The 12,774-nt window shown below is 45.5% G+C and carries 10 protein-coding genes and 1 tRNA gene; 2 read left to right on the forward strand and 9 right to left on the reverse strand.

Translation table 11 applies throughout. The annotated features are described in order from the left end of the window. Positions 1-5: 5 nt before the first annotated feature. The 6 genes from GV030_RS16800 to GV030_RS16825 all read right to left on the reverse strand — a co-directional run bounded on the left by GV030_RS16800 (position 6) and on the right by GV030_RS16825 (position 8,050). Complete coding sequence (locus tag GV030_RS16800) at positions 6-1,400, reverse strand: sugar porter family MFS transporter (RefSeq protein ID WP_159584466.1); 1,395 nt, start codon at positions 1,398-1,400, stop codon at positions 6-8. 199 nt (positions 1,401-1,599) lie between these two features. Then, positions 1,600-4,317, reverse strand: coding sequence for a substrate-binding domain-containing protein (locus GV030_RS16805; protein ID WP_159584467.1), 2,718 nt, complete (start codon positions 4,315-4,317; stop codon positions 1,600-1,602). 275 nt (positions 4,318-4,592) lie between these two features. Continuing rightward, positions 4,593-4,665: transfer RNA gene (locus GV030_RS16810), tRNA-Thr, on the reverse strand. Between the two features lie 102 nt (positions 4,666-4,767). Then, entirely contained in the window at positions 4,768-6,834 is a 2,067-nt protein-coding gene (locus GV030_RS16815) for a DUF349 domain-containing protein (RefSeq protein ID WP_159584468.1), read from the reverse strand. Positions 6,835-6,887: 53 nt separating this feature from the next. Beyond that, positions 6,888-7,466, reverse strand: coding sequence for a YqgE/AlgH family protein (locus GV030_RS16820; RefSeq protein WP_159584469.1), 579 nt, complete (start codon positions 7,464-7,466; stop codon positions 6,888-6,890). Next, positions 7,466-8,050 (reverse strand): tRNA-(ms[2]io[6]A)-hydroxylase, encoded by a 585-nt coding sequence (locus GV030_RS16825; protein WP_159584470.1) that lies wholly within the window; start codon positions 8,048-8,050, stop codon positions 7,466-7,468. Before GV030_RS16825 ends, GV030_RS16820 begins: the two co-directional genes overlap by 1 nt. Positions 8,051-8,185: 135 nt before the next feature. On the opposite strand from GV030_RS16825, the gene pdxH reads away from it, so the two are divergent. Beyond that, positions 8,186-8,827 (forward strand): pyridoxamine 5'-phosphate oxidase, encoded by a 642-nt coding sequence (gene pdxH / locus GV030_RS16830; RefSeq protein ID WP_221413401.1) that lies wholly within the window; start codon positions 8,186-8,188, stop codon positions 8,825-8,827. Continuing rightward, positions 8,800-10,053 carry a glycosyltransferase family 2 protein gene (locus GV030_RS16835; protein WP_221413402.1) on the forward strand — a complete coding sequence of 418 codons (1,254 nt, stop codon included), beginning with the start codon at positions 8,800-8,802 and terminating at the stop codon, positions 10,051-10,053. The genes pdxH and GV030_RS16835 overlap by 28 nt, the downstream gene beginning before the upstream one ends. Here the strand turns inward: GV030_RS16835 and bshB1 are convergent. The 3 genes from bshB1 to GV030_RS16850 form a co-directional block, all read right to left on the reverse strand. Then, positions 10,041-10,760: a bacillithiol biosynthesis deacetylase BshB1 gene (bshB1, locus tag GV030_RS16840; protein WP_159584472.1), complete on the reverse strand. Its 720-nt coding sequence runs from the start codon at positions 10,758-10,760 to the stop codon at positions 10,041-10,043. The two genes, GV030_RS16835 and bshB1, sit on opposite strands and share 13 nt — an antisense overlap. A 55-nt stretch (positions 10,761-10,815) precedes the next feature. Next, entirely contained in the window at positions 10,816-11,772 is a 957-nt protein-coding gene (trxB, locus tag GV030_RS16845) for a thioredoxin-disulfide reductase (RefSeq protein WP_159584473.1), read from the reverse strand. Between the two features lie 95 nt (positions 11,773-11,867). Further along, positions 11,868-12,731 carry an RNA polymerase sigma factor RpoD/SigA gene (locus GV030_RS16850; RefSeq protein ID WP_159584474.1) on the reverse strand — a complete coding sequence of 288 codons (864 nt, stop codon included), beginning with the start codon at positions 12,729-12,731 and terminating at the stop codon, positions 11,868-11,870. Between the last annotated feature and the right edge of the window lie 43 nt (positions 12,732-12,774).

Below are 12,774 nucleotides of genomic sequence, written 5' to 3' on the forward strand. Positions count from 1 at the left end.
GAGGTTTAGTTGCCCACTTCGGCGACATAATTTTCTTTTACTTCTTGAATAGTCGATTGAGATTTTTTCGTTTTCATTCCGCCTAAGCGGCTCTGTAGCTCTTCCAGGGAAGCGCCTTTGGTTTCGGGCATCATGAAAATCACAAAGAGTAATTGGAGGACCATGAAACTCCCAAAGAGCCAAAAGACCGTCCAGGGATTCATCGAATTGATCAGCACAGAACCAAACAGGGTGATCAATGCGGCAAATAGCCAGTGAACTCCTGACCCCCAGGCCTGCCCATATGCTCTGACCTTGTTGGGAAATATCTCTGAAATAAATACCCAGATCACTGCCCCTTGTCCAATGGCATGGGCCGCGATAAATGTGAGTATAAATGTCAGCTTAAACACCTCGCTGAGTTCAGCATAAAAAGCGTATCCGACCATGCCCAGACTGATGATGTAGCCTATTGAGCCAATGTACATCAGCATTTTTCTGCCAGAACGATCGATCAGAAATACGCCCAGCATGGTAAAGAGTAGATTGACCACACCAATGAATATTGCACTAAATAAGGAGTCGGAGCTTCCAAAGCCAGCTTTCACCAGTATTTCCGGGGCATAGTACAAAATAAAGTTGATGCCCGAAAGCTGATTGAAAGCGGCCAGTAGAAAAGCCAACATGAGTGACCATCTGTACTTAACCGAAAACACGCTGGTATGAGCATTCAAATTATTTTTAACATCTTGCTTGATGCTGGCTATGATCGACCTGGCCTCTGCTTCGCTATTGTTTAATTCTAATATTTTCAAAGCGCCAGGCTCATCCTTTTTGTGAATGAGTACCCATCTGGGACTCCTTGGCACCCCCAACACCATGATTATATACGCTGCGGCGGGGATGGCCTCTACCCCCAACATCCATCTCCAGTCATTGGCACCTCCTACACCTTGCAAAAGGTAATTGGAAACAAAAGCCACCAGAATACCCAATACTATGTTGAATTGGTAAAGCGCAACCAGGCGCCCTCTGCTGGAAGGTGCGGCGATCTCAGAAGTATAAGTGGGTGCTGCAATGGACGAAATACCCACCCCTACTCCACCAATAAACCTGAAGAAAGAAAACAAATAAGGATCTGTGGCCAACGCTGACCCCAGTGCGGAAGTCAGATAAAGCACGCCTACCCAATACAGTGTGGAGCGTCTTCCTATCAGGTCCGTGGGATACCCGCCAAAGATGGCTCCCACCACCGTACCCCATAGTGCCATTGACATAATGAAGGTGCCATGAAACCAATCACTGGTATTCCATAACTCTTTAATAGGAAGGTTGGCACCTGAAATAACTACTGTATCGAATCCGAATAAGAATCCGGCGAGTCCAACAACAATAGCATAATATAAAATTCGTGCATTCATAATCTTGAAAACTTTCATCCAAGTTATGTCACGAGTCATTTTCAAGTTTCTAATGCCGTACCAATAAATTGCAATTTTGATTTTATAAGGCCTATTTCATTGAAATAAGTGCTTTTATAACGCCTTAAATGAGGTTTTAAATTATAATTTCAGCAAAGCGCTTTCAATTTTGATCGGGGGTTTCAAAATTGTAACATCCTCATGACTCGTGATTTGATTTGAACTCTGAAGGAGTCATACCAAACTGATTCTTGAATGCTGTGGAAAAATATGAAGCCGTTGAAAACCCAACGATATGTGCAATTTCAGAGATATTGTGCTCTCCTTCCAGGATCAAATGTTTGGCTTTCTTTAGACGGACGTTGCTGATGTAGTCATTGACACTATACCCCAAAAGGGCCTTCACCTTTCGGTATAGTTGCATTCGGGAGAGTCCCAATTCATGACCTATTTCATTTACTCCGAACCCAGCATCAGCGAGGTTAGCCTCTACAAGGGCCGTAAACTCACTCACAAACTTTTTATCGATCCGAGAGTTCGATACGCCCTTCTGATCCACAGGCAGTTCATGCAGGAAGTGCTCTCTCAACTTCTGACGATTCGCAAGCAAAGTATGTATGCGCTCGCAAAGAATGGCCACATCAAAAGGCTTGGTGATGTAATCATCTGCCCCCAGTCGGATTCCTTTGATTTTTTCTTCTGTTGAGGACTTTGCTGTAAGGATGACTATAGGTATATGGGAAGACCTCAAGTCCTCTTTCAGTGCTCGAATGACCTCATAGCCCGATTCATGCTTTAGCATCAAGTCACAGACGATCAGGTCGGGCACCTCATTCATCGCCATCTCAATCCCCTCAGCCACGTTGTTTGCCTCCATCACAAAGTAGTCACGGCCTAAGCGGCCTTTGAGATAGGCCCGAAGCTCATCATTATCTTCAATCAATAAAATGCTACCACTCCCGTCCTCAGATTTTTCCCGAATCAGTGGTTCTTCTGTTGATTCATAGTCTGCAGGAAAAAGTGATTCGTCGGACCTCAAATAGAGGCCTTCCTCAAGGGCAAGCATGGACTCATCCAAATGGTCTTTGCCGGTCTTTAGCTTGATTACAAACCTCGTTCCTTTGTTGGGGATACTTTCGACTTCAATGCTCCCCTTGTGTAAGTCTATGATTTCCTTGGACAAGGCCAATCCCAGGCCAGTCCCCAGGCTTCTGTATTGATCGCCCTGATAAAACCGATCAAATATATGAGTGACCTGTTCTTCGGTCATTCCATTGCCCGTATCATCCACAGATATTCTCACCTCATCACTCAGCTGATTAGTTTCCACCCGAATGAATATAGATCCGCCCTTATTCGTGAATTTAAATGCATTGGACAGGAGGTTGAAAAATACCTTATCCATCATATTACCATCAAACCAGAGCTTCACCTGATCATTGTCATGAATCAGTTTGAAAGTTATCTGCTTATCTCCGGCCAGCTTTTCGAAGGAGTCCATGATTTCCTTCAGAAAGGGTATCAACGGCTGCTCATTGATTCTCAAGTTCATTTTTGAGTTATCAATTTTACGGAAATCCATAATTTGATTGACCAACCGCAACAACCGCAACGTATTCTTTCGGATCAGCTTTAAGTCCTTTTTGAACAAACTGGCTTCCTTTCGTTCCAGCAGCTCATCTACCGGTGCTTTGATGAGGGTGAGAGGTGTCCTGAACTCATGAGAGATGTTGGTGAAAAACCTGAATTTTGCCTGAGTTGCTTCTTCTGCTTGCTGAGCATATTGGGTGATCTGCTCATTTTTGCTTTGTAACTCATTATTGATCCGACGCTTTTCCACCAAAGATTTAAGCACTGAAGCCGTCATGATAATGGATATCACCATGGTAAGTGCAAACAAATACGTAAGGGTCCGCTGAGTTTTGAAAACCCGCTGGATAACCCCAAGCTTATCCGACAAACTCAGAATATCCGTTTGCTGATCCAATATCTTCCTGGCCTGGGTTTGGATGATTTTCACGTTTGTAGAATCCACCACCAGGGTCTGAAGGATGTTTTCCTTCTCATAGGGCTCGCCATTGAGAATTCTCGAAGCAATATCAATAGACAGGTCACCACCTGTGGGATAAATAATGGAAGCCGTCAAAATACCGTTCTCAACCATCTCGAGACCATTGCCGGTTCCTGGCAATGCATCTATACCAATATAGTACTTGTTCCTGCCCTCTGGATACGCTTCCTGTGCCACATCATACGCAAACTTGGCCGCCACATCCGTGGCTGCAAAAACTACATCATATTGCTCATTGGCGATCAGCTCCCTGTACTTTGACTCTCCCTTAGCGATGGCTTTGACAGAATCTATCTGAATCTGAGGATGCGCCACCATAACCTCACGAAACCCAAAATGTCGATCCGAAAATGCCGTGATCTTAAGGCTCTCGTATACTTCCAAGACTTTACCTCTACCATTCAGTAGCCGAGCGATATATTTCCCTCCTGCATTCCCTATCAGCTTGTTGTCAGCGCCTATGTATGCCGTGTATTTGCTGGAATTGATCCTCCTGTCCAGAATAATGACCGGGATGCCCTGCTCAAAAACTGATTCGATGATTGGCTGGAGAGGGGCTGCCTCGTTGGGAGAAACTATGAGTAAATCAATGCCATCCTCCACCATCTGGAGTATCTGCGCGATCTGTATGCTGGTCTGTGAATCCCCATCTTTGAAAATCAGCTCTATCTCATCATGAAATATCAGCTGACGCTGCATTTCATTAAACATGGCTTGTCTCCATGCATCTTTCATGATCGGCTGAGAGAAGCCCACCTTGAATTTCTTTTCTTGTTCCTGTTCAGCCTGGCAGCCAAATAAAAAACCGAAGCAAAAAATACCCAACCAAATGATTATTGACCTCATAGTTTAAGTTACCCACCACAAGGTTAATAAATCACAACCAAAACCAATTATCAAGTTGGTTAAAGCAATTTCAGATGCTTACTAATACCTTGTTTATCAAAAAAAACAGACCTGAAACACCGCATACAAGTTCAATTTGCAGGAAGGGAAAGCTGTTCAATATAGAAATGCATATTCAATCTTAAACTATACCTTCTGACTATACCTTCATAAATTCTTCAAATCGACAAAAACGAAAAAACCCACCCTATTTACATAGAGTGGGTTTATCCGAGAGCCTCCTATCGGGATCGAACCAATGACCTACTGATTACAAGTCAGTTGCTCTACCAGCTGAGCTAAGGAGGCCTGATCTACTGCGCCGCAGTGAAATCTGGTTTTGCTTTCTCTGAAAGCGAGTGCAAATGTATAATTCCTCTTAAGAATTACAAAGCCTCACGGAGAAAAAAATCAAATCTGCTTCAACATTTGTAGCTGCTTCTTCAATTCCTCCATTTCGGCAGTAGCCTTTTCAATTTTTTCATTGAAATCTGCCTTTAGTTTATCAGCCGTCTTGGAATCCGCAAAAAAATCGAGATTGGTTTTCCATGTAGCTATATCACTTTCCAGGGAAGACAGTTTACGTTTAATCGCTCCTTCTTTTCGTTGAATTTTCTGTCCACCATGAGGGCTGTTCTTCAGCTTGCTCAACTGTACCTGCGTCTCCAATTCCGACCGTTGACTATCAGAAAGATCCTCAAGGCTCACGAGTCGGTTCGTGATGTCGTCATACCTGTCGTGTATCTTCTTGATGGCATTTCGTGGCACAAAACCAATTTCTGAGTACCGCTCTAGTAGGTCATATACCTGACCCAGTTCTATGGTATCAGCGTTGATATAGGCCTCCAGCATGGCACAGATTTCCTCCTTCTTTTTCAGGTTTTGATCAAACTCCTTGTTTTGCACACTGCCCTGAGCACGCTTCCGCTCAAAGAAGGTATCACATGCAGCCTTGAACTTCTGATACACCTCGTTGCGATACTTCTCTGGTACAGGACCAATATCACGCCAGGCATTCTGGAGCTTTTTCAGCTCGTTGGCGGTCTGATCCCACTCTTCACTGTTTTTAAGGGCTTCTGCTTTCTCAAGCAGCTCTTTCTTCTTGTTATAGTTTTCCTCACGCTGGGTCTCCAGGGTTTTGAAAAATGCATTTTTATTGGCAAAGAAGGTTTTGAAATTACCCCAGAAATGTTTGTTGATGTGTTTGGCTCGGTCGCGAGGCAATCCACCGATGGCCTCCCATTTTTTCTGAAGCTCGAGAAGCTGTTTCGTCTTTTTGTTCCAGTCGCTAATCTTGTCAGAATTAAACGACACAAACTCTGCCGCCTCATCACCCAACGCCTGCTTCTTATCAGCGTTTTCGTTCAGATCGTGCTTGAGTTCATCAAAAAACTCCTTGCGCTTGGCATATATTTCATCAGAGGCGGCCTTGAAGCGCTGCCAAACAGGCTCCTGGTCCTCCTTGGGGATCGGTCCGATATGTTTAAACTCCTCGTGTAGCTCATTGAGCTGTACGATGGCTTCTTTTATGTTTTCCAGGTTTACCAGCTCCTCTGCACGTGCGCATAGCTCCAGTTTACCCTCCAGGTTCTTCCTTCTGTCCAGCTCTTTCAGCTCAAAGTAGATGCTTCTGTTGTCATAGAACCTGTCTATTAGCGCATTGTAGTTGGCCCACAGGCTCTTCACATGAGCACCGGGCACCTGACCCAGCTTTTTCCATTCCTCCTGGAGTGCTTTCAGTGTATTGATCGAAGCGGTGCTTTCTTCACCATCCACGAGCTCCCGCAACTTCTCCAATATTTCATTTTTCTTCCTGAGGTTCTCATCCTTGGATTTTTCAAGCTCAGAAAAGAAACGTTGTTTCTTATTCCTTAATTGATTGTATAGCTCAAAGAATTGCCCATCTGTGTCATCCCCTTTGTAGACAAAGTCAGCAGCATCATTGCCTGCTTCCACAAAGTTTTTGAGGGCATCCTCTTTCTCTTTTTCATAGATATGGTCAAAAGGAGGCTTGATCTCCTTCAGGGCCTTATCCAACACACGCATTTTCTCTATGCCGGAAACTTTTTTAAGGGCAGCCAGGAGTTCATCCTTGGTAGGATTATCAAAATGCAATGATTCCAGCAGCTTATCATCTTCATCGCCATGATCCTCATCGTCATCGTGCGAATCATCTTCAGACGCTGAATCATCCTGTGTATCCTCGTTGGCAGTTACTTCTGCCACAGGTTCAGGCGCTTCCTTGGGGCTTTCTTCTACCACCTCCTCTGCTGGAGTTTCCTCGGTCTTGGCTACCTCGGCCGCTTGACCTTCAGGCGCTTCCTCCACCTCTGCTTTGGGAGCTTCCTCCGGCTCTGCTTCGCTGGTTTCGCCCGAGTCTTCCGGGGTTGTGCTTTCGTCAGTCAATTCAGGGTTTTCCTGAACACCATCCTGCAAATCCTCGAGATTTTCAGGCAATTTGTTTTCCTTATCCTCCATGATGGAATCTTTCTATATTGGCTTCAACCTATAAATTTAATAAATCCGTCGTACTAATTCAGTCTCGGGTCGGTAGGATAGTTTGAGATTACTCTAAACTTCCCTCCCATTGTCTTAAGTGCCTCTCTCCACAGGTCATCCGGATTCATTTCAAAAACCACTTCCGGGGAAGCCTTTTTATAGACTATCCATGATTTGGATTTTAGCTCGTCCATCAGCTGCCCTGGTGACCAACCAGAATAGCCCACAAAGAACTTTAATTCCTCTTTAGCTACCTGCCGGGTATTTATCGAGCTCAGCAATCCTTCAAAGTCAATGCCCCAATATACACCATCCACCACTTTCTTGTCACCTTTTAAAGTGGCCGGAGATTTATGTAAGAAATGTAACGTATTTTGTTGTACTGGTCCACCCACAAATACATCGGTGCTAAACCCCTCCGCTTCCTCAATCAGCTCATCCAGCCTGGACTGAGCACGTTTGTTAAGCACAAAGCCAAAGGACCCATTCTCGTCATGCTCACAAAGTAAAATCACCGTGCGCTCAAAGTTTGGATCTGGCAAATAGGGCTCTGAAATCAGCAAGTCTCCTCGCTCTGGTTCTATGATCTGGTCTGTTGCAAAGTAGTCCATCAGTGTAATGCAGGTTTTAGTGGTAAGCTCTGAAGCACAACGGCTTCATAATCAGTCATTTCCTCTAGTCTTTTATAGACCGCCTTTTCTTCAAAATAGTTTAAGGCCATCCGCACAAATACTTCCCCGTGCTTGGCTTCAGAAGCCCAAAGTTCCTGATAGAAGCGTCTTAGTTCGGGATCATCCATGGCCTCATACACCATCCTAAATCGCTCTGCACCCCGAGTCTCTACCAGAGATGCCAGCAGCAACCGGTCCATAAATCGCTCCTCGCGACCGTCACGGCATTTATCCAAAAGCTGCTTCACATAGATGTCTTGCCCTATTTCATGAGTAAGCTCTATTCCGCGCTCTTCCATAATGGCATAGACCGACCGGAAATGTTCCAACTCCTCCACTGCGGTATTGATGAGCTCCGGGATGATTTCCACACGATTAGGGTATTTAGCCACAAAACTCATGGCCATGGCGGAAGCCTTGCGCTCACAATTGGCATGATCCTTTAAAAACTCATCAAAATCAGACACCACTGTGTCAATCCACTCCTGGCTACTCTCTACTTTCAGATCAATTCTCTGTTTCATTCGTCACTCCTTTTCTGGTGATTTACTATAAATCAGTAAATTTTGACACCTCTTCGTCACTCCTTCTTGGTAACTTTGGTTTAAGAACAAATAAAACAATTTTGAACCTTAATTCTGTATCTCAGTAAATTTAGTATGAGTCTGGATCTTGCATCACTTAGACAGGAATACACAAAGGCCTCACTGGATTTGGATAGCGTCTGTGCCTCTCCCTTTGACCAGTTTCAGCAATGGTTTGACGAAGCTCAAAAAAGTAAAGTCACCGAACCCAATGCCATGGTGCTGAGTACCAGCGACCTGAGTGGGCACATCACCCAAAGAACCGTTTTATTGAAAGCAATAGACCCGAATGGTTTTGTGTTTTACACCAACTACAAAAGTCGGAAAGCTCGGCAGATCGAGGAGAATCCTCAGGTGTGCATTCTTTTTCCATGGTACCAGCTGGAGCGTCAGGTTATCATCACTGGCAGGGCCGAAAAAGTAAGCACCGCGCAATCCATGAAGTATTTTCTAAGCAGACCTCTTGGTAGTCAACTGGGTGCATGGGTTTCTCACCAGAGTGAGGTGATCACTTCCAGGAGCATTCTGGAAATGAAGCTGCAGGAAATGAAGGCGAAATTTAAAGATGGAAAAATTCCCCTTCCAGACTTCTGGGGTGGTTACAAGATCGTACCTGACTCCATCGAGTTTTGGCAGGGAAGAGCCAGCCGCCTTCACGACCGTATTCTTTACACCCGATCAGACTCAGATTGGTCCACACAGCGATTGGCCCCTTGAAGGCAGAGAGCATTTATCTGAAAAGATACGCCTGGCCAGCCACCGGCCTTGCAGGCAAAGTCAGCGGAAACCCTCAGATGATCGTTGTGATCCCGGCTTTCTGTGAAGACCACCTGCCCAAGGCGCTCACCTCCTTACATCGATGTACACCTCCAACACTCGAAGTAGCAGTATTGATCATAGTGAATGAATCAGAGAACGCTTCTCTGGAAATTCAGCAAAAAAACCAGGCGTGCCTACTGGCCATACAGCAAGTCATCCCCACCTTTCAACAGCATGTATTGCATGTGAAACTCCCCCCAAAAAAAGCTGGGGTGGGTTTGGCGCGAAAAATCGGGATGGACGAAGCGGTCAGGATATTTGAAGATCGTCAGGTGGATGGAATCATCGTCTGCTACGATGCAGACTGCCACTGCGATGATAACTACCTTCAGGCCATAGAGCATTTCTATCAGGACCCTCAAAACAATCTCGGGCTTGTTCATTACGAACATGAGCTCCACGGCACCAATCATGAGGCCATTCTCAACTATGAACTGTATCTCCGCTACTATACCAATGCACTAAGGGTATGCGGGTATCCTTATGCGCTTCAGACACTCGGATCATGTATTACGGTGAGATCCTCTGCCTACCAGAAGCAAGGCGGAATGAACACCCGAAAGGCCGGTGAAGACTTCTATTTTATCCATAAGACCATTCCCCTCAAAGGAATTGGCGAAATCAACCAAACCACGATCTACCCCTCTGACAGGGTATCTGATCGGGTGCCCTTTGGCACCGGACATGTCATTGGTAAATACCTGGAAGATGAAGCCGATGACTACTCCGTCTATCACCCCGATATATTTGAACAGCTTAGACCTATAAACAAGGATCTAAAAGACCTTTACATCACACGAATATTCGATATTTCAGAGGTTTCTCCCTGCCTAAGGGCTTTCTATCTTGAAAACAATTTCGAAGAAGCATTATACCAAATCCTTGATCAGTCTGGCAGCTACAGCAACTTTCTGGATAGGTATTATCAATGGTGGGATGCCTTCAGAGTCCTTAAGTATGTCCACTTTGCCCGAGATCACTTTTACGCCAGTGTCCCCTTGCATTCTGCTATGCAGTGGCTCTCGTTACAGCTTCCTGAGCTTCTGCTAGCAGAAAAAGATCAGCTGGCCCAGCTCCTGAGAATGCGTGAGTATGACAGGGCAAATACCTTTTACATCAGGTGATAGAGGTCTTTCACTCCAAGGGACTGTTTCGTCATAAAGCCCTCTGCATATTTCACACCTATGCGGTGACCATATTCCAAAGCTCTCGCTTCGATCATCTGCATAAACTCTGGTTTTGAAATGTAGGTCTGGGGTTCCTGACTATTAGGGTCAAAAAACTGCGACTTATAGGCCCGAACTGCCTCCATTTTGAGTTCTTGCGCATCCGAAATATCCACCAGAAAATCGGGTGTCAAGGAGACGCTCTGTACACAAAAATAGGTCTTCTTTGGCCTCCAGGCCTTCTGTGGGTTTCCTTCCGCATCCAGGGTTTCTACCTTCTTCAATCCCGCTTTGAAACAGGCCTCTTCTACCATGGTCGCTGCGCGTCCGTGATCCGGGTGGCGGTCATAGAGCGCGTTGGTCAGCACGATATCCGGTTGAAATTCTCTGATTTTCTGAACGATCTTCAGCTGATGCTCAGTATCGTTGGTGAAGAAAGAGTCTGCAAATCCAAGATTCTCGCGTACAGAGACTTTCATGATTTCACCTGCTCTTTTGGCCTCTTGAAGTCGCTGCTCGGCAGTACCTCTGGTGCCCATTTCTCCCTGGGTAAGGTCTATAATGCCGGTAGTAAAGCCCCGCATCTGATGAACGATAAGTGTGCCGGCGCAGCACAGTTCCACATCATCAGGATGAGCAGCAAAGGCTAGTATATTTATCTTCATAACAAAAAAAGTCCCGACATAGTCGGGACCATATGGTTAATTCTATCTTAAAAAATTACAATGCCGCTTCCTGAAGCTCTACCTCTTTCTCAGCGATAAACTTCTCTGCATCCAATGCGCCCATACATCCGCTACCAGCTGCAGTCACTGCCTGTCTGTAAATCTTGTCCTGGGCATCACCTGTGGCAAATACTCCAGGAATATTAGTCTTGGACGTACCCGGGATGGTTTTAATATACCCTGCACTATCCATGTCCAGAAATTCTTTGAAAACATCTGTATTAGGTTTGTGACCAATGGCCACGAAGAAGCCTTGTACCTCAATCTCTCTTTTCTCTCCTGTCACAGTGTCCTTGATACGCAGGCCTGTTACTTCTTCTTCTCCCAAAACCTCATCGGTTTCAGAGTTCCAGAGCACTTCTATGTTTGGCGCGTTCAGCACACGTTGCTGCATGATTTTACTGGCGCGCATCTCATCTCTTCTCACCAGCATGTATACCTTATTTACCAGCTTCGACAGGTAAGTAGCTTCCTCAGCGGCAGTATCCCCACCACCCACGATGGCTACATCCTGACCTCTAAAAAAGAATCCATCACATACCGCACAGGCAGAAACACCTCTTCCATTCAATCGCTGCTCACTCTCCAGTCCCAACCACTTGGCAGATGCTCCGGTAGAAATGATCACTGCCTCCGCTTCGATCTCTGTCTTGTTATCCACGGTAACACTGTGTGGCCATCCTGAAAAGTCCACCGCCGTGATCATGCCGCTGCGGATGTCTGTCCCAAAGCGTTCGGCTTGCTTTTGAAAATCCACCATCATCTGTGGCCCCATGATTCCCTCAGGATATCCAGGGTAGTTTTCCACGTCAGTGGTGATGGTCAGTTGACCGCCAGGTTGACCGCCCTGGTAAAGCACGGGCTTCATACCCGCACGTGCTGCATAAATCGCAGCTGTAAAACCTGCAGGACCGGAACCTATGATCAATACTTTTACTCTTTCTTTAGTCATTTTTACGAATATGTTTCAATTTTCTATTACAACGACGATGCAAAGTTATTGTAACAAAGAAAACGCCATAATGTAACGAAATGTCATTTTGGCTACTATCCAAGAAAAGTTTTCAATGACCTACTTCTCGAAGCGTGACGTAATCTTCTTATTGCTTTTTCTTTAATCTGTCTCACACGCTCCCGGGTGAGGTTAAACCTCTCCCCGATTTCCTCCAGGGTAAGCGCATGCTGTTCATTGAGTCCAAAGTAAAAAGCCACCACATCCGCCTCACGCTGAGTAAGGGTGGATAAAGCCCGCTGTATTTCTCTTCTCAATGAATCGGTCAGTAAGCTACTGTCGGGAGTATCCTCGCCCACATCCTCCAGCACATCCAGTAAACTGCTCTCTTCACCATTGGCAAAGGGCGCATCCATAGAAATGTGCCTTCCGGAAATTTTCATGGTGTCCAGCACTTCACCTTCTGTCATCTCCAACACTTCTGCCATTTCGTCAGCTGAAGGTTCTCTTTCAAACTTTTGTTCCAGAAATGAAAAGGTCTTGGAGATTTTATTGAGTGAACCTACCCTATTGAGTGGTAGCCTGACGATCCTGGACTGCTCAGCAAGGGCTTGCAAAATGGATTGTCTGATCCACCAAACGGCATAGGAGATGAACTTAAAGCCTCTGGTCTCATCGAAGCGCTGAGCAGCTTTGATCAGACCGAGGTTTCCCTCATTGATCAAATCCCCCAGTGTAAGTCCTTGATTTTGATATTGCTTAGCCACAGACACAACAAAACGTAGATTGGCTTTGGTAAGCCTCTCCAGCGCCAGCTGGTCGCCTTCTTTTATTTTCTTGGCTAGTATTACTTCCTCATCGGCGGTGATTAACTCTACTCTTCCGATTTCCTGCAAATACTTATCGAGAGATTGACTCTCCCGATTCGTAATTTGCTTGCTAATTTTCAGTTGTCTCATTTGGCGGTGTTAATTAAGCTGCACAAGATGTGCAGCCAGTATT

This window comes from Marinoscillum sp. 108, from assembly GCF_902506655.1.
Taxonomy (GTDB): Bacteria; Bacteroidota; Bacteroidia; order Cytophagales; family Cyclobacteriaceae; genus Marinoscillum; species Marinoscillum luteum.

Excerpts from the sequence above, each read along its gene's own strand:
- GV030_RS16805 (WP_159584467.1), bottom strand. The coding sequence starts at position 4,317 with ATGAGGTCAATAATCATTTGGTTGGGTATTTTTTGCTTCGGTTTTTTA.
- GV030_RS16800 (WP_159584466.1), bottom strand. The coding sequence starts at position 1,400 with ATGAATGCACGAATTTTATATTATGCTATTGTTGTTGGACTCGCCGGA.
- bshB1 (WP_159584472.1), bottom strand. The coding sequence starts at position 10,760 with ATGAAGATAAATATACTAGCCTTTGCTGCTCATCCTGATGATGTGGAA.
- GV030_RS16815 (WP_159584468.1), bottom strand. The coding sequence starts at position 6,834 with ATGGAGGATAAGGAAAACAAATTGCCTGAAAATCTCGAGGATTTGCAG.
- trxB (WP_159584473.1), bottom strand. The coding sequence starts at position 11,772 with ATGACTAAAGAAAGAGTAAAAGTATTGATCATAGGTTCCGGTCCTGCA.
- GV030_RS16820 (WP_159584469.1), bottom strand. The coding sequence starts at position 7,466 with ATGGACTACTTTGCAACAGACCAGATCATAGAACCAGAGCGAGGAGAC.
- GV030_RS16825 (WP_159584470.1), bottom strand. The coding sequence starts at position 8,050 with ATGAAACAGAGAATTGATCTGAAAGTAGAGAGTAGCCAGGAGTGGATT.
- GV030_RS16850 (WP_159584474.1), bottom strand. The coding sequence starts at position 12,731 with ATGAGACAACTGAAAATTAGCAAGCAAATTACGAATCGGGAGAGTCAA.
- pdxH (WP_221413401.1), top strand. The coding sequence starts at position 8,186 with ATGAGTCTGGATCTTGCATCACTTAGACAGGAATACACAAAGGCCTCA.